The organism is Streptosporangium sp. NPDC002721, from assembly GCF_042888905.1.
In the GTDB taxonomy this organism is placed as follows: domain Bacteria; phylum Actinomycetota; class Actinomycetes; order Streptosporangiales; family Streptosporangiaceae; genus Streptosporangium.
This window is the reverse complement of the sequence record NZ_JBIAQI010000051.1, coordinates 1-24,824: the sequence shown is the minus strand read 5'-3', so window position 1 is coordinate 24,824 and position 24,824 is coordinate 1. Positions and strand designations below refer to the sequence as shown.

1 protein-coding gene is annotated in these 24,824 nt (G+C 76.0%); it reads right to left on the bottom strand.

Annotation, left to right across the window (positions count from 1 at the left end):
• Window positions 1-15: 15 nt before the first annotated feature.
• Window positions 16-24,792, bottom strand: coding sequence for a type I polyketide synthase (locus ACFYWM_RS42345; protein ID WP_389926795.1), 24,777 nt, complete (start codon window positions 24,790-24,792; stop codon window positions 16-18).
• Between the last annotated feature and the right edge of the window lie 32 nt (window positions 24,793-24,824).

The window sequence follows — 24,824 nt, the reverse complement described above, 5'->3', positions numbered from 1 at the left end:
CAGCGGCCCTGCGGCTCATTGGCCTCCGCCGTCGAGGGCCGCCCGTACCAGCTCGTCGAGTCCCATCGAGTCGAGCGCGTCACCGGCTTCCCCGTCGCCGTCGGCGTCGGCGGACCTCTCCGGGGCACCGCTCAGGTGAAGCAGCGCGTCCAGCACGCCGATCTCCCGCAGCCTGGCCATGGACAGCGACGCGAACAGCGCCCGGACCCGCGCCTCCTCCGCGTCGACGCCCGAGGCCGCGCCCGTCTCCTGCAGGAGTTCCGCGATCACGTGTTCGGCGAGGGCCTCGGGGGTCGGATAGTCGAAGATCAGCGTGGAGGGCAGCTTCAGCCCCGTCAGGGCCGTGAGCCGGTTGCGCAGCTCGATCGCGCTCAGGGAGTCGAACCCGAGGTCCCTGAACGCCTGGTCGGCACCGATCACCACGTCGCCGGAGTGCCCGAGAACCAGGGCGATCTGGCCGCGCAGCAGGTCGAGCAGCACGCCGAGCCGTTCGGGACCGGCGAGGCCGGCCAGCCTGTCCCGCAGGGCGGACGCCGACCGCGCGGCCTCCTCCCCCGAACCCGCCGGCTCGACCAGCTCGCGGTATCCCGGCAGCTCGCACAGCAACCGGCTGGGCCGTCCCGCCGTGTAGGAGCGGACGAACCGCTCGTGCTCGATGTCGGCGACCACCGCGACCGGCTCGCCCCCGGCGACGAGGCCGCTCAGCGCGGCGACCGCCAGCTCGGGGTCCATCGGGCGTACGCCCATGCGCCGGGACGCCTCCTGCGCGGCGGCCGCCTCCGCCATGCCGCCGCCCGCCCAGGCCCCCCACGCCACCGCCGTGGCCGCCAGCCCGCGCTCGCGCCGCCGCTCGGCCAGGCCGTCCAGCACCGCGTTGGCGGCGGCGTAGTTGCCCTGGCCGGGGCTGCCGATCGCACCCGCCGCGGACGAGAACAGCACGAACACCGGCAGGTCCAGGTCTCGCGTCAGCTCGTCCAGCACGAGCGCCGGTGCCACCTTGGCGCGGAACACCGTCTCGAACCGCTCCCGGGTCAGGCCGTCCACCACGCCGTCGTCGACCACTCCCGCGGCGTGCACCACACCGGTCAGCGGGTACTCGGCCGGGATGCCCGCCAGTACGGCGGCCAGCGCGTCCGGGTCGGCCGCGTCGCAGGCCGCGACGGTCACCCGGGCGCCCAGTCCAGCCACCTCGTCACACAGTTCGGCGACCCCGGGGGCCTCCATCCCCCTCCGTCCGACCAGCACCAGGTGCTCCGCGCCGCGCCGGGCCAGCCACCGGGCCAGGTGCCCGCCGAGCGCGCCGGTGCCGCCGGTGATCAGTACGGTCCCGGACGGCGTCCACTCGCCGGGCTCGCCGGCCTGGCCGCTCTGACCGCTCTGGCCGTGCTGGCCCGCGGGGTCGCGCACCAGCCGCCGGGCGTACGTCCCGGTGGGCCGGACGGCGAGCTGGTCCTCGCCGTCCATCCCGGCCAGCACGCTCGCCAGCCGCCGCGCCGCTGCCCGGTCGAGGTCCTCCGGCAGGTCGATCAGGCCGCCCCACCGCTGCGGGTGCTCCAGCGCCGCGACCCGGCCGAGCCCCCAGACGGCGGCCTGCGCCGGATCGCGCAGGACGTCGCCGGGACCGGCCGCGACCGCGCCCCGGGTGAGGCACCACAGCGGCGCGTCGACGCCTGCGTCGCCCAGCGCCTGGATCAGCAGGGCCGTCAGCGCGAGCCCGCCGGGAAGCGCCGTGTTCCCAAGGTTCCCAAGGTTCCCAAGGTTCCCGGCGTCCCCGGCGTCCCCGGCGTCCCCGGTGACCGTGGGCTTCCGCAACGCCAGCAGGGAGACCACCCCGGCGAACGGCCGGTCGCCCGAGTGCGCGCCCAGCCACCCGGCCAGCGCGGCCCGGTCCTCGGGTACGGCGGCGAGGTCGGCCACCTCCATGCGGACCGTGTCGGCACCGAGCGCGCCGACCACCGAGTCCGTCCAGGCGTCCCCGGCGAGTTCCTCGGGGAGCACCACCAGCCAGGGGCCTGTCCGCGAGGTCCCGGGCGCTGCCGCGCCGTCACCGGTGAGAGCCGTCCAGGCGATCCGGTACCGCCAGGCGTCCACGGTGGACCTCCGGCGCCGCTCCCTGCGCCACGACGACAGCCCCGGCAGCACCTTGGTCAGCGCCTCGCCGTCCACGTCGAGCCTCGACGCCAGCTCCTTGGCGTCCTCCTCTTCGACCGCCGCCCAGAACTCGGCGTCCACCGGGTCCACCAGGCCGCCCGGGTCCGCCGCGCGGGCCGGGCCCGGGTGTCCCGCGTCGGGCCAGAACCGCTCGTGCTGGAAGGCGTACGTCGGCAGGTCCACCGGCCGGGCGCCGGTACCCGCGAAGATCGAGTTCCAGTCGGGGCTCATCCCGTGCACGTGCAGCCGGGCGAGCGCGGCGACGAGGGTCCGGTGCTCGTCGCGGTCCTTGCGCAGCAGGGAGACCAGCTCGGCTTCGGCCTCCGCCGGGAGGGTGTCACGGGCCATCGCGGTCAGGGTCGCGTCCGGACCGACCTCGACGTAGCGGGTCACCCCCGCCTCGTGCGCCGCCCGGATCCCGTCGGCGAACCGTACGGCGCCCCGCACGTGCGCCACCCAGTGATCCGGGGAGCACAGCTCCTCCGTGACGGCGCCGCCGGTCACGTTCGAGATCACCGCGATGCGCGGCGTGGAGTAGGAGAGTCCTTCGGCGACCGCGCGGAAGTCCGCCAGCATCGGCTCCATCAGCGGCGAGTGGAACGCGTGCGAGACCCGCAGCCGCCTCGTCCGGCGCCCGCCGCCCGCCAGCGCGGCCGCCACGTCGAGCACCGCCCGCTCCACCCCGGCGATCACCACGGACTCCGGGCCGTTGACCGCGGCGACGGAGACCCGGTCCTCGTACCCGGACAGCGCCCGCAGCACCTCCTCCTCGCCCGCCTGGACGGCGACCATCGCGCCACCGGCCGGAAGCCCTTGCATGAGCGCGCCCCTGGCCGCCACCAGCGTGCAGGCGTCCTCGAGGGAGAGCACGCCCGCGACGTGCGCCGCGGCCAGCTCGCCGACCGAGTGCCCGATCAGCACGTCGGGGGTGAGACCCCAGGACTCCAGCAGGCGGAACAGGGCCACCTCGACCGCGAACAGCGCCGGCTGGGTCCACCCGGTCTCGTCGAGCAGTTCGGCCTCGGGCGTGCCCGCCGGGGCGAACAGGATCTCCCGCAGCGGGCGGTCCAGCCCGGCGTCCAGGCGCGCCAGCACGGCGTCGAGCGCGTCGGCGAAGACGGGGAACCTGTCGTAGAGCTCGCGGCCCATCCCCGCCCGCTGGCTGCCCTGGCCGGTGAACAGGAACGCCGTCCTGCCCGGCCTCCCGGCCCGGCCGTCGATCACGTGGGGGGCCGGGTTCCCGTCCGCCGCCGCCATCAGGCCGTCCACCAGCTCCGCACGGTCACCGGCCAGGACGACGAGCCGCTGCCGGAAGCTCGACCGGGTGGTGGCCAGGGAGTACGCGACGTCGGCCAGTCCGGCGCCGGGGTGCTCGGCGAGGTGGTCGAGCAGGCGCAACGCCTGCGCCCGCACCGCGACCGGGTCCTTGGCCGACAACGGAACCGGCAGGAGCCCGGGAACCACCCCGCCGATCCCCATGACGCCCCCGAGCGGCTCGGCAGACCCGGCGGCTCCAGCGGCCCCGGACGGCTCGACGGACATGGACGGATCGACGGCTTCTGACGGATCGGCGACCCCGGATCGCGCGACAGACCCTGACGGATCGGCGACCCCGGATCGCGCGACGTCCCTTGACGACTCGACGGACATGGACGACTCACCGGACCCTGACGGATCGGCGGAGGCGGGCGATCCGGTGCGATCGGCGGGGGGTGCCTCCTCGATGATCACGTGTGAGTTCGTGCCGGTGGCCCCGAAGGACGAGATCCCGGCCCGGCGCGGGCGTCCGGAGTCGGGCCACGGCCTGGACTCGGTCAGCGGTTCCACCGCGCCCGCCGACCAGTCCACGTGCGAGGACGGCGTGTCCAGGTGCAGCGTCCTCGGCGCCACCCCGTGCCTGATGGCCATGACCATCTTGATCAGTCCGGCGACCCCGGCCGCCGCCTGCGTGTGCCCGATGTTGGACTTGATCGACCCGAGCAGCACCGGCCGTTCGCGGTCCTGGCCGTAGGTCTCCAGCAGGGCCTGCGCCTCGATCGGGTCGCCCAGCCTGGTGCCCGTGCCGTGCGCCTCCACCACGTCCACCTCGGACGGGGTCAGCCCGGCGGCGGTCAGGGCACGGTGGATCACCCTCCGCTGCGACGGGCCGCTCGGCGCGGTGAACCCGTTGGAGGCGCCGTCCTGGTTGACGGCCGAGCCGCGCAGGACCGCCAGCACGCGATGGCCGTTGCGCCGGGCGTCCGACAGGCGTTCGACGACGAGCATGCCGACGCCCTCCGACCAGCCCGTGCCGTCGGCGGCGTCGGAGAACGCCTTGCACCGGCCGTCCGGGGAGAGCGCCCCCATCTCGCCGAACTCGACGAAGCCCACCGGGGTGGACATCACGGTGACCCCGCCGGCCAGGGCGAGCGAGCACTCCCCGGACCTCAGCGCCTGCGCGGCCAGGTGCAACGCCACCAGCGACGAGGAGCAGGCGGTGTCCGCGGTCACCGAGGGCCCCACCAGGCCGAAGGTGTAGGAGAGCCGGCCGGAGATCACGCTGGCCGCCTGGGCCGTCTGCGCGTGGCCCCGATGGTCCCGGGGCGGCTGGTAGTCGCCACCGGTGGCGCCGACGTAGACGCCCACATCGCCGCCCCGCAGGCCGGCGGGGTCGATGCCCGCCCGCTCGAACGCCTCCCAGGCGGCTTCGAGCACCAGCCGCTGCTGCGGGTCCATCACCATCGCCTCGCGGGGCGAGATGCCGAAGAAGCCCGGGTCGAAGTCGGCGACGTCGTAGAGGAAGCCGCCTCCGGCCGCCGTACTGCGGCCACGCCCGTCGGCGCCCCCGCCGGACAGGGCGGCCAGGTCCCAGCCCCGGTCGGCGGGGAACGCGCCGACCGCGTCCACCTCGCCGGCGACCAGCCGCCACAGGTCCTCCGGCGAGCGGACGCCGCCCGGATACCGGCAGCTCATGCCGACGATGACGATCGGGTCGTCCGCGAGCCCGTACGGCACGGGCGCCCGGCTCCCCTCGCCGGAGCTTCCCGCGCCGGGGCTCTCCTCGCCGAGTACCAGGCCCGCCAGGTGCTCGGCGAGCTCCACCGGTGTCGGGTGGTCGAAGACGAGCGTGGCGGGCAGGGTGAGCCCGGTCTCGGCGTTGAGCCGGTTGCGCAGGTCGACCGCGGTGAGGGAGTCGAACCCGAAGTCCCTGAAGGCCCGGTCGGCCTCGATCTCGGCGCCGTCCGCGTGGCCGAGGACCGAGGCGGCCCTGGTCACCACCAGTTCGAGGACGAGGCCCTTACGTTCGGCCGCCGGCAGCCCGAGGAGACGGCTCCGGAGCGCGTCCGCCACGGTGGGCTCGCCGTCGCGGGCGCCGCCGCCCGCCGCCTCGATCGCCCGCCGGGCCCGGGGCAGCTCGTCCAGCAGCGGGGTCGGCCGCAACGCGAGGAAGGCCGGGGCGAACCGGTCCCAGTCCACGTCGGCGACCGTCACCGCGCTCTCGCCGCCCGCGACGACCCGGCCCAGCGCGCCGAGCGCGAGCTCGGGCGCCAGGGCGGGCAGCCCGTTCGCCCGCAGGTGCAGGTCCATTCCCCTGTCGGCGGTCACGCCGCCGTCCGCCCACGCCGACCAGGACACGGCGGTCCCCACCGCGCCCCGGGCGCGGCGCGCCTCGACCAGCGCCTCCCGGACCGCCTCCGCCGCGGCGGCGACCCCTCTCCCCGCCACTCCCCAGACGCCGGAGAGCGAGCAGAACAGCACGAACGCGTCCAGCTCCCGATCTCCCAGCAGGGAGTCCAGGTGCACGGCCCCGGCGGCGCGGGCCGCGGCGGCCGCGGCCAGGTCCGCGGGTTCGGTCCCTTCCAAGGGGATGGCCTTCGCCGGTTCCTCGGCGTGGACGACCGCGTCCGGCGGGAACTCGGCCAGCAGGGCGGCCACGGCCTCCCGGTCCGCCAGGTCGCAGTACCTGACCGTCACCCGGGAATCCATACCGGCGGGCTCCACCCGGCCGGCGACCCCCGGCGACCCCGCGGCCCCTACCCGAGCGGCGACCTCTCCCGCCCCTGCGAACACCTCCGCCTCTGCGGGCTCCGTCTGGGCGGGGGGACCGGCCAGTACGACCCGGTCGGCGCCCGCGTCGGCCAGCCAGCGGGCGACGCGCTCCCCGGCGGCTCCCGTGTCCCCGGCGACCAGCACCGTGCCGCGAGGCCGCCAGGACCGGTCGGCGTCCCCGGCGGGGGCCGGGACCGGGACGATCCTGCGGCCGAACACCCCGGAGGCGCGCACGGCGACCTCGCCCTCGCCGTCCGGGCCACCGGCCAGCACGCCGGCGAACCGGGCGACGGCCCGCCGGTCGAGCGACGCGGGCAGGTCGATCATGCCTCCCCAGCGCCGGGGGTGCTCCAGCGCCGCCACCCGTCCCAGGCCCCAGACCGCGGCCTGACCCGGGCTCGGCGGCCCGTCGGACCGGCCCACCGACACCGCGCCCCGGGTGACGCACCACAGCGGCGCGTCGACACCGGCGTCCCCCAGCGCCCGCACCAGCGCGGCCGTCAACGCCACCCCGAGCAGGCCGTTCTCATGCGAACCGTCTTCAACCAGGCCGTTCTCAACCAAACCGTCGCCTCCCGTACCGGCGAGGGCCAGCAGGGAGATCACCCCCGTCGGCGCCCGGCCTCCCGCGTCCGGATCGTCGAGCAGTTCGGCGAGCCGGGCGGCCAGCCTCGCGTGGTCGGTGTCCGTGACGTCGAGACGCGTCAGGGTGCCGGCACCCGCCAGGGCGGCGCCCACGGCGTCGAGCGCCTCGGCCCACGGCCCCTCCCCGGACCGGCCGGCCGGGACGGCCACCAGCCACCTTCCACCCGGGACGGCGGACGGCACGGCGGCCAGGGGTTTCCACGACACCCGGTAGCTCCAGGAGTCCACGAGCGTGCGCTCGCGGCGCGAGCGGCGCCAGGACGACAGCGCGGGCAGTACCGCCGACAGCGAGTCCTTCTCCAGGTCCAGGGTGGCCGCCACGGAGGCCAGGTCCGCACGCTCGATCGCGGCCCAGAACTCGGCGTCCACCGGATCCCCCGCCGCGCCATCGGCCGGGGCGGCGGCCTCGGGCCAGTACCTCCTGCGCTGGAAGGCGTACGTGGGCAGGTCGACGCGGCGCGCGCCGCACCCGGTGAAGAAGGAGCGCCAGTCCACCGGCACCCCGTGGACGTGCAACCGGGCCAGCGCGTCCACGACCGCCGCCTCCTCGCCGCGGTCCTTGCGCAGCATCGGCACGACCAGGGTCCCGGCCTCGGTGCCGTCGGCCGCGAGGCAGTGCTGGGCCAGCGCGGACAGCACGCCGTCCGGGCCGACCTCGACGAACGTGCTCACGCCGGAACCGCGCAGGGTACGCACGCAGTCGGCGAAGCGGACCGCCTGCCGGGCGTGGTCGACCCAGTAGCCGGGCGAGCAGAGCCGCTCGACGGCGACCGGCTCGCCCGTCAGGCCGGAGACGAGCGGGATGGCCGGCGGCGAGAACCCGATCCCCCGCACGGCCCGGCGGAACTCCTCCAGCATGGGGTCCATCAACGGCGAGTGGAACGCGTGGCCGACGGCGAGCCGGGTGGCCTTGCGGCCCTCGGCCGCGAACCGGGCCGCGATCTCGGTGACCGCTCCCTCCGCCCCGGCGATCACCACCGCCGACGGCCCGTTGACCGCGGCGATCGACACCTCGTGCTCGCGCCCGGCGAGCATCGGGAGGACCTCGTCCTCGGTGGCCCGCAGGGAGACCATCGCGCCCCCGGCCGGCAGCGCCTGCATCAGGCGTCCCCTGGCGGCGACCAGGGTGCAGGCGTCGGCCAGCGTCAGCACGCCGGCGACGTGCGCCGCGGCGATCTCGCCGATCGAGTGCCCGGCCACCAGGTCCGGGCGCAGTCCCCACGACTCCGCCAGGCGGAACAGGGCCACCTCGACCGCGAACAGCGCGGGCTGCGTCCAGCGGGTCCGGTCGAGCAGCTCGGCCTCGGGCGAGCCCGCCTCGGCGAACAGGATCGTCCGCAGCGGATGGTCCAGCTCGACGTCGAACTGCGCGAGCACCACGTCCAGTGCCTGCGCGAACACCGGGAACCTGGCGTACAGCTCCCGGCCCATGCCGGGGCGCTGGGAGCCCTGCCCGGTGAAGAGCATCGCCGACCTGCCCGCCACGGCGGTGGCCTCGCCGCGCGCGATCTCCGACACGCCGTCCGCGGTGGCCAGCAGCACCGCGCGGTGCCGGAACATCGACCGGCTCGCCAGCGAGTAGCCGACGTCCACCGGATCGAGGTCGCGGTCGGCGGCCGGTACCCGGTCGAGCTGGGCCCGCAGCGCCTCCCGGGTCCGGCCGGAGACGACCCACGGCACGACCGCGGGAACCGTCCCCCCACCGGGCCGCTCGCCGGACGGCGGCTCGTCCGGGGGCGCCTGCTCCAGGATGACGTGGGCGTTGGTGCCGCTGATCCCGAAGGCGGAGACGCCGGCCCGCAGCGGCCGCTCCTTCCGCGTCCAGGGCCGGGGCTCGGTCAGCAGCTCGACGGCCCCGGACGACCAGTCCACGTGCGACGCCGGTACCTCGGCGTGCAGCGTCCTGGGCAGCAGGCCGTGCCGCATGGCCAGCACCATCTTGATCACACCGGCGACGCCCGCCGCCGCCTGCGTGTGGCCCAGGTTGGACTTGATCGATCCCAGCCACAGCGGGTGGTCCCGCTCCTGGCCGTACGTCGCCAGCAGGGCCTGCGCCTCGATCGGGTCGCCCAGCGGCGTGCCGGTGCCGTGCGCCTCCGCCGCGTCGACCTCGGCCGGGGACAGTCCCGCCGCGGCCAGCGCCTGGCGGATAACCCGCTGCTGTGAGGGGCCGTTCGGCGCGGTCAGGCCGTTGGAGGCGCCGTCCTGGTTCACCGCCGACCCGCGTACGACGGCGAGGACCGGGTGGCCGCCGCGCCGCGCGTCCGACAGGCGTTCCAGCACGAGCACGCCGACGCCCTCCGACCACCCGGTGCCGTCGGCGGCGTCGGAGAACGCCTTGCACCGCCCGTCGGGCGCCAGGCCGCCCTGGACGCTGAACTCGACGAACGAGTCGGGGCTCGACATCACCGAGACGCCGCCCACCAGCGCGAGCGAGCACTCCCCGCCGCGCAGGGCCTGCGCGGCCCAGTGCAGGGCGACCAGGGAGGACGAGCACGCGGTGTCGACGGTGATGGCGGGCCCCTCCAGCCCCAGCGTGTAGGACAGCCGTCCCGACATGACGCTCGCCGTGGTGCCGGTGGCCACGTGTCCCTGCACGTCCGCGCCGGACCCCTTGAGCAGGCCGACGTAGTCCTGGCCGTTGGTGCCCACGAAGACGCCGCCGTCGCTGCCCCGCAGGTCGAGGGGGTCGATGCCGGCCCGCTCCAGCGCCTCCCAGGACGCCTCCAGCACCAGGCGCTGCTGCGGGTCCATCGCCAGCGCCTCGCGCGGCGAGATGCCGAAGAACTCGGCGTCGAACTCGGTCGCGTCCCGCAGGAAGCCGCCGACGCCCGTGGCCGACATGCCCCCGGCGAGCGCCTCCAGGTCCCACCCTCTGTCGTCGGGGAACGGGGACACGCCCTCCCCGCCGTCCACCAGCAGCCGCCACAGCTCCTCGGGGGAGCTCACCCCGCCGGGGAACCGGCAGCTCATGCCGACGATCACGATGGGATCGCCCTCGTCGGCGCGGGCCCGCGCGTCCTGCGTACGGCCGGCCGTCCCGGCGCGCGGCAGCGAGCCGAGCAGCTCGGCCAGCAGGAAGTCCGCCAGCGCGGCCGGGGTGGGATAGTCGAACACCAGCGTCGCCGGCAGGGTGAGTCCCGTCGCCGCCACCAGCACGTTGCGCAGCTCGACGGTGGTCAGCGAGTCGAAGCCCAGCTCCCTGAAGGGGCGGTCCGGCGCGACGCCGTCGGTGTCGGCGTGGCCGAGCACGGCGGCCACGCAGCCGCGCAGCAGGTCCAGGACGGTCCGGCCCCGCTCGGCGGCGGACAGCCCGGCCAGCCGCCGCCGGAACTCCGGCTCGGTCGTGGCGGCCTCGCCCCCTGTGGCGCCCGCGGCCCCGGCGCCCGGCACCGCTGTACCCGGCACCGCGACGGCGGCGGCCACCTCGGGCAGGTCGCCCACCAGCGGGTTGTGCCGGATCATCGCGAAGGCGCCGGCGAACCGGGACCAGTCGACGTCGGCGACGGTCAGCGTCGTGTCGTCCTGCTCGATCGCCTGCCGCAACGCGAGGATCGCCAGGTCCGGGGGCATCATCTCCAGCCCGCCCCGGCGCATCCGGTTCTCCACGCCGGCCGCGTCCGCCGCCATGCCCGCCCCGGCCCACGGCCCCCAGGCGATCGACGTCGCCGCGAGCCCCCGCGCGCGCCGGTGCTCCGCCAGCGCGTCGAGCACGGCGTTCGCGGCCGCGTAGTTTGCCTGCCCCGGCGAGCCGAAGGTGGCGGACGTGGAGGAGAACAGCACGAACGCCCGCAGGTCCATGTGCTCGGTCAGCTCGTGCAGGGTGAGCGCGGGGACCGCCTTCGACCGCATGACCGAGGAGAGGCGTTCCGGCGTCAGCCCGTCCAGCACCCCGTCGTCGACCACGCCCGCCGCGTGGAAGACCGCGGTCAGCGGGTGGGCCTCCGGGATCCCGGTCAGCACGGCGGCCACGGCGTCGCGGTCGGCGACGTCGCAGGCCACGACGCCGACCTCGGCGCCGAGGCCGGTCAGCTCGTCCCGCAGTTCGGCCGCGCCGGGGGCGTCCGGCCCGCGCCGCCCGGCCAGCAGGACGTGCGCGGCACCCGCGCGGGCCACCCAGCGGGCGACCCGCGCCCCGAGCGCGCCGGTACCTCCCGTGATCAGCACGGTGCCCCCGCCGAAGGACCCGGCGCTCGCGCCGTTCGACGAGGCGCCCGCACCGGCCGTGGCGGCGTCCGGCGAGACGGCCGGAGCCGCGTCCGGCGAGACGTCCGAGGCCGCGTCCGGCAAGGCGTTCGAGGCCGCGTCCGGCGAACCGGCCGGGACCGCGATCGGCGAGGAGAGCTCCCGTGCGGCGGGGTTCTCGCCGATCGGGGCGTGCGTCAGGCGGCGGCCGAAGACCCCCGAGGGGCGTACGGCGAGCTGGTCCTCACCCTTGAGACCCGAGCCCTTGAGACCAGAGCCCTCGACACCGGAGCCCTCGAGCCCGGACAGCGCGTCGACCAGGCGGGAGATCGTGCCGGGGTCGAGGTCCTCCGGCAGGTCGACCAGCCCGCCCCACAGGTGCGGCTGCTCCAGCGCCACGGACCGGCCGAGACCCCACACGGCGGCCTGTACCGGCCGGGACACCCGCTCCGAGCGTCCCACCGACACCGCGCCACGGGTCACGCACCACAGGGGCGCCTCGGCCCCGGCGTCGCCGAGGGCCTGCGCCAGCGCGACCGTCGCCGCCAGGCCGGCGGGCACCCCCGGGCAGCCGTCGACGTCCCGCTCGTCCAGGGCCAGCAGCGACACGATCCCTGCGGGCCGGGGTCCGGCGGAGCACAGCTCCCGTATCCGTACGGCCAGCGCCGCCCGGTCGGGTTCGGCGACCTCGATCCGGTCGGCCTCCGCGCCCAGCGCGCCCGCCAGCGAGGCCGCCCACTCCTCGGACGCGTACCTCGCCGGGATCACCACGAGCAGCCGGGCCCGCCCGTCCGGGGAGGGCTCGATGGGCGGTGACCAGGGCAGCGGCTTCCAGACGGACCGGTAGCGCCAGCCGTCCACGGCGGAGCGCTCCCGCCGCCGGCGGCGCCACGAGGACAGTGCGGGCAGCAGCGTCTCCAGCGCGCCGCCGTCGACGCCCAGCCCCTCCGACAGCGCCGCCGCGTCGCCGCGCTCCACCGCGTCCCAGAAGTCCGTGTCCGCCGCCGCGCCGGAGGGCGCGGGCAGGACCCCCGCCCCGGCGTCCGGCCAGAACCGCCGTCGCTGGAAGGTGTACGTCGGCAGGTCGACCGTCTCGGCGCCCGTACCGGCGAAGAACCCTCGCCAGTCCACGTCGACGCCCCGGGTGTGCAGCCGGGCCATCGCGTCCGTGAGCGCCCGGTCCTCACCCCGGTCCCGGCGCGCCGCCGGAACCGTCCGGACGTCCGGGCGGTCGGCGAGGCAGTCGGCGGCGATGGCCGTGAGCACGGCGTCGGGGCCGAGTTCGAGGAACGTGACGACGCCCTGCTCCGCGAGCCGGCGCACGCCGTCGCCGAAGCGGACCGGCCGCCGGATGTGCTCCACCCAGTACTCGGGCGAGCAGAGCTGCTCGGCCGTCGCCGGCTCGCCGGTCACGTTCGAGATGACCGGGATCTCCGGCGGCGCGTACGACAGGCCGCGCGCGACCCGGCCGAAGTCGTCGAGCATCGCCTCCATGCGCGGGGAGTGGAAGGCGTGGGAGACCTGGAGCCGCCTGGTCCTGCGCCCCCCGGCGGCGAGCCGGGCCGCGATCTCCAGGACGGGGTCCTCCTCGCCCGCGACGACGAGCGAGGCGGGGCCGTTGACCGCCGCGATCGACACCTGGTCCTCGCGCCCGGCCAGCAGCGGCAGCACCTCCTCCTCGCGGGCCTCCAGGGCGACCATCGCCCCGCCCTCGGGCAGCGCCTGCATCAGGCGCGCGCGGGCCGCCACCAGGGTGCACGCGTCCGGCAGCGACAGCACGCCGGCGACGTGCGCCGCGACGATCTCCCCGACCGAGTGGCCCGTGAGGTGGCCGGGCCGCACGCCCCACGATTCGAGCAGCCGGAACAGGGCCACCTCGAAGGCGAACAGCGCGGGCTGGGTGTAGCCGGTCTCGTCCAGCAGGGCGGCCTCGGCCGTGCCCGCCGGGGCGAACAGCACCTCGCGCAGCGGGCGGTCCAGGTCCGCGTCCAGGTGGGAGAGCACCTCGTCGAGCGCGTCGGCGAACGCCGGGAAGCGGCCGTACAGCTCGCGGCCCATTCCCGCGCGCTGGCCGCCCTGCCCGGTGAACATGAAGGCCAGCGAGCCGTGGACGGCGGTGCCGTGGACGACGGCCCCCGGGACGGCGCCCTCCGGGGTCTCCCGGGCCAGTGCCCGCAACCCGTCGACGATCTCCTGGCGCTCCCGCCCGACCAGGACCGCGCGCCGGTCGAGGTGGGACCGCGAGGTCGCCAGGGAGAAGGCGACGTCCGTGGGGTGGAGGCCGGGCGACCCCTCCAGCAGGGACGCCAGCCGTCCCGCCTGGTCGCGCAGGGCCGGCTCGTTCTTCCCCGACACCAGCACGGGGACGACGACGGGCTCGGCCGTCCTCGCGCGCGCGGCGACCGGCGGCGCCTCCTCCAGCACCGCGTGGGCGTTGGTGCCGCTGAGCCCGAACGACGACACCCCGGCCCGGCGCGGACGACCGTTCCGCGCCCACTCCCTCGGCTCGGTGAGCAGCTCGACGGAACCCGCGCTCCAGTCCACGTGCGACGACGGGGTGTCCGCGTACAGGGTCCTGGGCAGCAGGTCGTGCCGCATCGCCATGACCATCTTGATCACTCCGGCGACGCCGGAGGCCATCTGGGTGTGCCCGATGTTGGACTTGACCGAGCCCAGCAGCAGCGGGCGGTCCCGGTCCTGGCCGTAGGTCGCGAGCAGCGCCTGCGCCTCGATCGGGTCGCCCAGCGCCGTGCCGGTGCCGTGGCCCTCCACCGCGTCGACGTCCGCCGCCGAGAGCCCGGCGTTGGCCAGCGCCTGCCTGATCACCCGCTGCTGGGAGGGGCCGTTCGGCGCGGTCAGCCCGTTGGACGCGCCGTCCTGGTTGATCGCCGACCCGCGGATGACCGCGAGGATCGGGTGCCCGTTGCGCTCGGCGTCGGACAGCCGCTCCACCAGCAGCAGGCCGACCCCCTCGGCCAGGCTCATCCCGTCCGCCGAGTCGGAGTACGCCTTGCACCGGCCGTCGGGGGCCATCGCCCGCTGCCTGCTGAACCCGATGAAGGCGTCGGGGGTGGACATCACGGTCACCCCGCCCGCCAGGGCGAGCGAGCTCTCCCCGTCGCGCAGCGACTGGCAGGCCAGGTGCAGCGCCACCAGCGACGACGAGCAGGCGGTGTCCAGCGTGACGGCCGGGCCCTCCAGCCCGAACAGGTACGACACCCGGCCCGACAGCACGCTGGAGATGGTCCCGGTGATCAGGTGGCCCTCCAGGCCCTCCCGCCCCCCGGCCATCGCCGCGCTGTAGTCCTGGTAGCTGGACCCGATGAAGGTGCCGGTCAGGCTGCCGCGCAGCGACGCGGGGGCGATCCCGGCCCGCTCTGCGGCCTCCCAGGCCGTCTCCAGCAGCAGACGCTGCTGCGGGTCCATCGCCAGCGCCTCGCGCGGCGAGATCCCGAAGAAGTCGGCGTCGAACTCCGCCGCGTCGTGCAGGAAGCCGCCCCAGGTGGAGTACGTCTTGCCGGACCGGCCGGGGTCGGGGTCGTAGAGCCCCTCGGCGTCCCAGCCCCGGTCGCCGGGGAACCCGGAGATCGCGTCGACCCCGTCGGCCACGACCTGCCACAGCCGTTCCGGCGAGCTGACCCCGCCCGGGTAGCGGCAGGCCATCCCGATGATCGCGATCGGCTCGTCGGAGGCGGCCCGCGCCGGGCCCGCCACGGCCGCCGGGCCGCCGCGCGTCCCGGCGATCGCGGTGCGCAGGAACCCCGCCAGCGCCTCCAGGTTCGGGTGGTCGAACACCAGCGTGCTGGGCAGCGTCAGGCCCGTCGCGCCGGCCAGCCGGTTGCGCAGGTCGACCGCGGTCACCGAGTCGAAGCCCATGTCCCGGAACGCCTGCCGCTCGGCGACGGCGTCGGCCGAGGAGTGTCCCAGCACGGCCGCCGCCTGGGCGCGTACCAGCTCCAGCAGCAGGCGGTCCCGCTCGGAGGCGGGCAGCCCGCGCAGCCGGGTGACGAACTCCCCGTCGCCCGCCGGGACGGCCGGCCGCTCGGAGGTCTCGGTCAGCAGCCGCACGGCGGGCACCTCGCAGAACAGCCGGCTCGGCCGTACGGAGGTGAAGACCGGGAAGTACCGCTCCCAGTCGACGTCGGCGATCGCCAGCACGGTCTCCTCGCCGGCCAGCGCCTGCCGGAACCCTTCGAGCGCCAGGTCCGGCTCCATGAACACGAGCCCGCTGCGCCGGATCTGCTCGGGATCGACCCGCCCGAGGTCGCGGTCGTCGGACCAGATGCCCCAGGAGATCGAGGTGGCCGGCAGCCCCCGGGCGCGCCGGTTCTCGGCCAGCGCGCCGAGGTAGGCGTTGCCCGCCACGTACGCCGCGTGCCGCCCGCTTCCCCACATCCCGGCCGTCGAGGAGAACAGCACGAAGTCGTCGAGCTCGTCGGGGTCCAGCAGCTCGTCCAGGTGCCGGGCACCGGTGACCTTGGCCCGTACCACCTCGGCGAACGCCTCCATGGTGGTGTCCCGCAGCGCGTGCAGCTCGATGGAGGCGGCGGCGTGCACCACCGTGCGGACGGTGTGGCCCTCCTCCCGCAACCGCGCGAGCAGGGCGGCGACGGAGTCGCGGTCGGACACGTCGCACGCGGCCATCGTGGCGCTCGTGCCGAGCTCGGCCAGCTCCGCCAGCAGCTCGGCCGCGCCGGGGGCGTCCATGCCCCGGCGGCTGGTGAGCACCACGTGCTCGGCCCCCTCGGCCGCGAGCCAGCGGGCCAGGTGCGGGGCGAGCGTCCCGGTGCCGCCGGTCACCAGGGTGCTCCCGCGCAGTCTCCCCCCGCGCGACGGCTCCCGCCCGGCCCCGGGTTCCGGCGCCGGTGCCGGTACCACCCGGCGGGCGAACAGGCCGGAGGGCCGGATCGCGAGCTGGTCCTCGCCGCCGCCCGCGAGGACGCTCGCCAGGCGCCGCGCCGCGCGCTGGTCGAGCGTCCCCGGCAGGTCGACGACGCCGCCCCACCGTCGCGGGTGCTCCAGCGCGGCCGTCCAGCCCACGCCGTGGACCTGCGCCTGGACGGGGTTGGTCAGCGGATCCGACCGGCCGGTGGAGACCGCGCCACGGGTGAGGCACCACAGGGGCGCGTCGATGTCCGCGTCCCCCAGGGCCTGCACGAGCGCGACGGTCAGCGCCAGGCCCGCGGCCAGCTCGGGGTGCCGCTCGGCGGGCCCTTCGGCGAGGGCCAGCAGGGACACCACGCCGGAGACGTCGCCCGGCATGTCACCCGGTGTGTCGTCCGGCGCGTCGTCCGGTATGTCGCCCGGCGCGTCGTTCGACGCCCCGGCCAGCACGCGCGCCAGCAGGACGCGGTCCGTGCACGACCCGTCGAGCACGACCCTGCGGACCCGCGCGCCGTGCGCGGCCAGCGCGTCGGCGACGTCACCCGTGATGCCATCACCCGCGTGATCTTCCGTGGTGACGAGCAGCCACGTGCCGGACAGGGCGGCGGGGGCGAAGCCGGTCACCGGCCGCCACGCGACGCGGTAGCGCCAGGAGTCCACGGTGGACCGGGCCCGCCGGCGGCGGCGCCAGGACGACAGCGCGGGCACCACCTCGGCCAGCGCGCCCGTGCCCACCTCCAGCCCCGAGGCCAGCGCGTCGAGGTCCTCCCGTTCCACCGCCGCCCAGAACCGCTCGTCCGCCGGGTCCGCCGCACCGGCCACCGGGGCCTCGGCGCGCCGTATCCAGAAAGGCTCCCGCTGGAAGGCGTACGTCGGCAGCTCCACCCGGTGGGCGCCCGTGCCCTCGAAGGCCGCTCGCCAGTCGACCGGCACGCCGCGCACGAACACCTCGGCCAGGGAGGTCAGGAAGCGCTCCGTGCCGCCCTGGTCGCGGCGCAGGGTCCCGGCGACCACCGTGCCCCTTCCCGGCTCGCTCGCCTCCTCGGCCGTCTCCTGGATCGCGCCCGTCAGCACCGGGTGCGGGCTGACCTCGATGAACGCCCGGTACCCGGCGGCCAGCAGGCACCGCACCGCGGGCTCGAACCGGACGGTTCGCCGCAGGTTGCGGTACCAGTAGTCCGCGTCCAGCTCCGTGCCCTCCAGCCACTCCCCGGTCACCGTGGACAGGAACGGCACCTCGGCCCGCTCCGGCCGGATCGCCGACAGGGCCGGTGGCAGCTCCTCCTGGAGCCGCTCGACATGGGCCGAGTGCGACGCGTAGTCGACCGCGACCCGCCTGGCCCGTACCCCCTCCTCGGTCAGCCCCCGCGCCAGCTCGTCGAGCGCGTCGGGATCGCCGCACACCACGACCGAACGCGGCCCGTTCACCGCGGCGACCGAGATCCGCCCGCCCCAGGGGCGCAGCCTCTCCTCGACGTCCGGCGGCGCGAGGGCGACCGACATCATCCCCCCGGCACCGGCCAGTCGCCGCGCGATGGCCCGGCTGCGCACCGCCACCACCCGCGCGGCGTCGTCCAGGGACAGCGCGCCCGCCACGCAGGCGGCGGCGATCTCCCCCTGGGAGTGCCCGATCACCGCGTCGGGCTCCACCCCGTGGGCACGCCACATCGCCGCCAGCGAGACCATCACCGCGAACGACACCGGCTGCACGACGTCCACCCGGTCCAGCGACGGCGCGCCCTCCACCTGGCGCAGCACGTCGGCCAGTGACCAGTCGACGTACCGGCTCAGGGCCAGGCCGCACTCGGCGACGCGCTCGGCGAACACCGGGGACTGCTCCAGCAGCAGGGCGCCCATGCCGGCCCACTGCGCGCCCTGCCCCGGGAACACGAAGACCGTCTTGCCCTCGACGTCCGCCACTCCCCGGGTCGTAGCGGGCGCGGGCTCGCCCGCCGCCACCGCCCGCACACCGGCGAGGAGCGCGTCACGGTCACCGCCCACCACGACCGCGCGGTGCTCGAACGCCGACCTCGACGTCACCAGCGAGAGCCCCACGGCGGCCGGGCCGGGCTCACCGAGACCGTCCGGGTGCGAGGCCGGTTCCAAGGCCGAGTCCGAGACCGAGACCGAGACCGAGTCCGAGGTCAGGTGCGAGGCCAGCCGCTCCGCCTGCGCGCGCAACGCCCCCGCCGTCCTGCCCGACACCACCCACGGCACCGTACGGGCGCCGGAACCGGCCCCGTGACCGACACGGAGACCGGGGTCACGGTCGGAGGCTTCGGGACCGGCGGTGACGACGGAATCCGCGCGCCCGCCGGGACCGGCGAGCCCGAGGGCGCCCGCGGGTTCCGTGGCGTCCGGCGCCTGTTCGAGGATCGCGTGGGCGTTCGTGCCGCTGATCCCGAAGGAGGACACCGCGGCCCGGCGCGGGCGTCCGGTCTCCGGCCAGGGCACGGCCTCGGCCAGCGGCTCGACCGCGCCCGCCGTCCAGTCCACGTGGGTCGACGGCGTGCCCACGTGCAGCGTCCTGGGCAGCGTCCCGTGCCGCATCGCCATGACCATCTTGATCACGCTGGCCACGCCCGCGGCGGACTGCGTGTGGCCGATGTTCGACTTGACCGACCCGAGCAGCAGCGGACGCTCCCGGTCCTGCCCGTACGTGGCGAGGAGGGCCTGGACCTCGATGGGGTCGCCCAGGCCCGTGCCCGTACCGTGCGCGTCGATCGCGTCGACCTCGGCCGGGGACAGCCGCGCGCCCGCCAGGGCCCTGCGGATCACCCGCTGCTGTGAGGGGCCGTTCGGCGCGGTCAGCCCGTTGGACGCGCCGTCCTGGTTGATCGCCGAACCGCGCACCACCGCGAGGATCGGGTGGCCGTTGCGCCGGGCGTCGGACAGCCGCTCCACGAGCAGCAGGCCGACCCCCTCGGCCAGGCTCATCCCGTCCGCCGAGTCGGAGAACGCCTTGCACCGGCCGTCGGCGGCCAGGGCCCGCTGGCGGCTGAACGCCACGAAGGCGGCCGGGGTGGTCATCACCGTCACACCGCCCGCCAGGGCGAGCGAGCTCTCCCCGTCGCGCAGCGACTGGCAGGCCAGGTGCAGCGCCACCAGCGACGACGAGCACGCCGTGTCGACCGTGACCGCGGGCCCCTCCAGGCCGAGCACGTACGACACCCGGCCCGACAGCACGCTCGGGATGGTGCCGGTGACCTGGTGCCCCTCGGCGTCGGCGGAGTCCGAACCGTACTCCTGGTAGCTGGAGCCGATGAACGTGCCGGTCGAGTGGCCGCGCAGTGAGAGGGGGTCGATCCCGGCCCGCTCGATGGCCTCCCACGCGGTCTCCAGCAGCAGCCGCTGCTGCGGGTCCATGGTCAGCGCCTCGCGCGGTGAGATCCCGAAGAACCCGGGGTCGAAGTCGCCCGCGTCGTGGAGGAACCCCCCTTCGACCGAGTACGTCGTGCCGGAGTGGTCGGGGTCGGGGTTGTAGAGCCCGTCCGTGTCCCAGCCCCGGCTCGCGGGGAATCCGGAGATCGCGTCGACCCCGTCGGTCACCAGTTCCCACAGCTGTTCGGGGGAGCCGACGCCGCCGGGGAACCGGCAGGCCATCCCGATGATCGCGATCGGCTCGTCGGCGCGGGCGGCGGCGGCCGGAACCCCCGTGTCCGCGTCGGCCGCGTCCCGCGCGCCCACGACCTGCGAGCGCAGGAACTCCACCAGCGCGGCCGGGTTCGGGTGGTCGAACACCAGCGTGCTCGGCAACGCCAGGCCGGTCGCCGCGACGAGCCGCTTCCTCAGCTCCACCGCGGTCAGTGAGTCGAACCCCAGCTCGCGGAAGGCTCGCCGCTCGGAGACCGCCTCGGCGGAGGCGTGCCCGAGCACGGCCGCCACCTCGGCGCGTACGAGATCCAGCAGCCCGCGCCGCTGCTCCTTCTCGGCCAGGCGCCGCAGCCGCGCGACGAGTTCGGAGTCGCCGGAGGTCGTCCCCGTCCCGTCCTCGCCCTCGCGCTGCGCCCTGACCTCGGCGAGCTCACCGAACAGGTTGCTGGGCCGGGTCGAGGTGAAGATCGGATAGAACCGGTCCCAGTCGACGTCGGCGACCGTCACCACCGCGTCCCGGCCACCGGTCGCCCGGCCCAGCTCACCGACCGCGAGGTCGGGCGGCAGGAGGGAGAGCCCGCGCCTGAGCAGGTAACCGGCCATGCTCCCCTCGGCCGCCATCCCGGCCTCCGCCCACGCCCCCCAGGCCACCGACGTCGCGGCGAGACCGCGCGCGCGCCGGTTCTCGGCCAGCGCGTCGAGGTAGGCGTTCGCCGCCGCGTAGGCGCCCTGCCCCGCGCTGCCCCACACCCCGGCGATCGAGGAGAACAGCACGAGGAAGTCGAGCTCGCGATCCCCGAGCAGGTCGTCCAGATTGGCGGCCCCGGCCACCTTCGCCGCCATCACCTCGGCGAGGACGGCGGCGTCCGCCTCCTCAAGGGGCGCGGCGGCCTGTCCCACCCCGGCCGCGTGGACGACCCCGGTGAGCGGGCGCTCGGCCGGGATCGCGGCCAGCACGGCGGCCAGCGCGTCGCGGTCGGCCACGTCACAGGAGACGACGCTCACCTCGGCACCCAGCGCGAGCAGCTCGTCGCGCAGCTCCGGCGCGCCGGGGGCCTCCAGGCCGCGCCGGCCGGTCAGCACGAGGCGCGTGACGCCGCCGCGTACCAGCCACCGCGCGGTCGCCGCCCCCAGGGCACCGGTCCCACCGGTGACCAGCACCGTCCCCCCGGAACCCGGCACGGCGGCACCGGGGCTCGGCGTGGCGGCACCGGCCGGTCCGGACGGATCGGGCGCGGCGGGGTGGCGTCGCAGCCGGCGGCCGAACACGCCCGTCGCCCGTACCGCCACCTGGTCCTCGCCGTCCAGGCCCGCCAGCACGCTCGCCAGCCCCTGGGCGGCACGCCCCTCGACGACCTCGGGCAGGTCGACCAGGCCGCCCCACCGCTCCGGGTGCTCCAGGGCCGCGACCCGGCCCATGCCCCACACCTGCGCCTGGACCGGGCGTGTCACCCGGTCGCCGGGAGCCGCGGACACGGCGCCACGGGTGACGCACCAGAGTGGTGCGCCGATCCCAGCGTCACCGAGCGCCCGCAGAAGCGTGACCGTGAGCGCGAGGCCACCCGGCACCACCCCGCCGTCCTCGACGGGCGTCTCCACCGGCGCGAGCATCGACACCACACCGGCGAGCTCGCCCGCCTCCCGGAGCCGGGCCGCGAGCACGGCATGATCGGCGTCCACCCGGCCGACATTCAACCGGTCAGCGTCCACCCGGCCGGCGTTCACCTGATCGGCGTCCACCCGGCCGGCGTCCACCCGGCCGGCGTCCAACCGATCAGCGACCGCGTCCTCCAGCACGAGCCGTTCCACCCGCGCCCCGTGCCCCTCCAGCGCGGCCACCACGTCACCGTCCGGGACCCCGTCGGCGGTCACGACCAGCCAGGTGCCCTCCAGCAGCGTGAGAGGGGGCACACGGCGGGGCTTCCACTCCACCCGGTAGCGCCAGGAGTCGAGCGTCGACGCCTCCTTCCGGCTCCGCCGCCACGACGACAGGGCCGGGAGCAGGGTGTCCAGCGAGGAGGAGTGCTCCTCCCCCAGGCCGAGGATCGCGGCCACGTCCTCGGCGGCGCCGCGCCCGACCGCGTCCCAGAGCCGCGCGTCCGTAAGGTCGGCGACCGCTCCCGCCGCACCCTTGACCACCGGCGGCGGCTCCGGCCAGAACGACTCGTGCTGGAACGCGTACGTCGGCAGCTCCACCCGCCGGGCCCCCTGGAGCAGGGCCGGCCAGTCGACGCGCACGCCGTTCACGTGCAGCTCGGCCGGCGCGGTCAGGAGGGCGGCGCTCTCGCCGCGGTCGGCGCGCAGCACGGGCAGGAGCAGCGCCTCCGCCTCGGCCTCCGGGGGAAGGGCGTCCTGGGCCATCGCGGTCAGCACGCCGTCCGGCCCGATCTCCAGGAACGCGGTCACGCCCGCCGCGTGCAGCTCCCGCACCCCGTCGCGGAACCGGACCGCCTCCCGCACGTGCCGCACCCAGTAGTCAGGGGAGCACAGCTCGTCCGTGACGAACCCGCCGGTCACGTTGGAGATCATCGGGATCCGCGGGGGCGCGTACGACACCGTCTCCGCGACCGCCCGGAACTCCGCGAGCATCGGCTCCATCAGCGGGGAGTGGAACGCGTGCGACACCCGCAGCCGCTTGGTCCTGCGCTCCCGGGCGGCCCACCCGGCCGCGATCTCCAGCACCGCGGCCTCGGCCCCGGAGATCACCACCGACGCCGGGCCGTTCACCGCCGCGACGGACACCTCGCCCTCGCGCCCGGCCAGCGACTCCAGGATCTCCTCCTCGCCGGCCTGGATCGCCACCATCGCGCCGCCCGCCGGGAGCGCCTGCATCAACCGGCCCCGCGCGGCCACCAGCGCGCAGGCGTCCTCCAGCGTCAGCACCCCGGCGACGTGCGCGGCGGCGAGCTCCCCGATCGAGTGCCCCGCCAGCGCGGCCGGGCGCACGCCCCACGACTCCACCAGCCGGTACAGCGCGACCTCGAGGGCGAACAGCGCCGGCTGCGTGTACGCCGTGCGGTCGAGCAGCTCGGCGTCGAAGAAGATCGCCTCCCGCAGCGGGCGGTCCAGGTAGGGGCTCATCCGGGGGGCCAGCGCCGCGAGCACGGCCTCAAGGGCCTCGGCGAACACCGGGAACCGCTCGTAGGCCTCCAGCCCCATGCCCACCCGCTGGGCACCCTGGCCGGTGAACAGGAACGCCGTCTCCCGGTCGTCCCCGGCCCGGCCGCGCACGACCCCCGGCGCGACCCGGCCGACGGCCAGCGCGCGCAACCCGGCCAGCGCCCCGGCGTGGTCCTCGGCCAGTACGACGGCCCGGTGCTCGAAGAGGGAACGGGCGGTCACCAGCGAGAACGCGACATCGGCCAGGGACGCCTCGGGGCGGCCCTCAAGGTGGGACAGCAGCCGCGCGGCCTGTTCCCGTACCGCCCGCTCCGTCCTGCCCGAGACCGGCAGGCCCACCGCCGGCGGCCCTGCTGCCGGGGGCGCCGTCCCCTCGTCCGGCGAGGTCCGCCCGGCGGTGTCCTGCTCGATGATGAGGTGGGCGTTGGTGCCGCTGAAGCCGAACGACGACACGGCGGCCCGGCGCGGGTGACCCGTCTCGGGCCACTCCCGCGCCTCGGTCAGCAGCTCCACCGCGCCCGCGCTCCAGTCCACGTGCGAGGACGGCTCGTCGACGTGCAGGGTTCTGGGTACGACGCCGTGCCGCATGCCCATGATCATCTTGATCACGCCCGCGACACCCGCCGCCGCCTGCGTGTGGCCGATGTTCGACTTGATCGACCCGAGGAGCAGCGGACGCTCCCGGTCCTGCCCGTACGTGGCGAGGAGGGCCTGGGCCTCGATCGGGTCGCCCAGGGTGGTCCCGGTCCCGTGCCCCTCCACCACGTCCACCTCGGCCGGGGACAGGCGCGCCCCGGCCAGGGCCTGGCGGATCACCCTCCGCTGCGAGGGGCCGTTCGGCGCGGTCAGCCCGTTGGACGCGCCGTCCTGGTTGACCGCCGAGCCCCGGATGACCGCCAGCACGTCGTGGCCGTTGCGGCGGGCGTCCGACAGGCGCTCCAGCACCAGCACCCCGACGCCCTCGGCCCAGCTCACCCCGTCCGCGCCGTCCGCGAACGACTTGCACCGCCCGTCCGCGGACAGCCCCCGCTGCCGGGAGAACTCCACGAACGCCCCGGGGGTGGCCATCACGGTCACGCCACCGGCCAGCGCGAGCGTGCACTCCCCCGAGAGCAGCGCCTGTGTCGCCAGGTGCACAGCGACCAGCGAGGACGAGCAGGCCGTGTCGACCGTCACGGCCGGGCCCTCCAGGCCCAGCGTGTAGGATACCCGGCCGGAGACGACGCTCGCGGCGGTCCCGGTGCCCCGGTATCCCTCGAACTCGCCCGCGCCCAGCATCCCGCTGTAGTCGGTGTACATCACCCCGGCGAACACGCCCGTACGGCTGCCGCGCAGCGAGACCGGGTCGATCCCGGCCCGCTCGACGGCCTCCCACGAGGTCTCCAGCAGCAGCCGCTGCTGCGTGTCCGTCGCCAGCGCCTCTCGCGGGCTCATCCCGAAGAAGTCCGCGTCGAACTCCGCCGCGTCGTGCAGGAAACCGCCCTGCCTGGTGTACGAGCTGCCCGCGTGGTCGGCGTCCGGGTGGTAGAGCGCGTCCAGGTCCCAGCCACGGTTGGCCGGGAAGCCCGTGATCGCGTCACGGCCCTCGGCCACCAGCCGCCACAGGTCCTCCGGTGAGGCGACACCGCCCGGGTAGCGGCAGCCCATCCCGACGACCACGATCGGGTCGTCGGCGACCGGCGCGACCACGGCCGGGACGGCCACGTCCCGCTCGCCCAGCGCCTCGTCCAGCAGGAACTCCGCCAGTACGGCGGGCGTGGGATGGTCGAACACCAGCGTGGCCGGCAACCGCAACCCGGTCGCCGCGTTCAGCCGGTTGCGCAGCTCCACCGCGGTCAGCGAGTCGAAGCCCAGCTCCCGGAACTCCCGCCGGACGTCCACCTCCTTCGGTGAGGCGTGTCCCAGCACCAGCGCCACCTCGGCGCGCACCAGATCCACCAGGAGCCGGACCCGCTCCGCACGCTCCAGCCCGGCCAACCGACCCACCAGCGCGCCGTCCCCGGTCCCGGCCGACGACACCGCCGACCGGCGAACCCCCCGCACCAGCCCACGCAGCAGATACGGCACCTCACCCTGCGCCCGCACCCCCGCCAGATCAAACCGGACCGGAACCGGCACCGTCTCACCCGAGCCGATGGCCGCCTCGAACAGCGCGACCCCCTGCTCCGCCGAGATCGCCGACATCCCCGCCCGCGTCAACCGCCGCGCCTGAACCT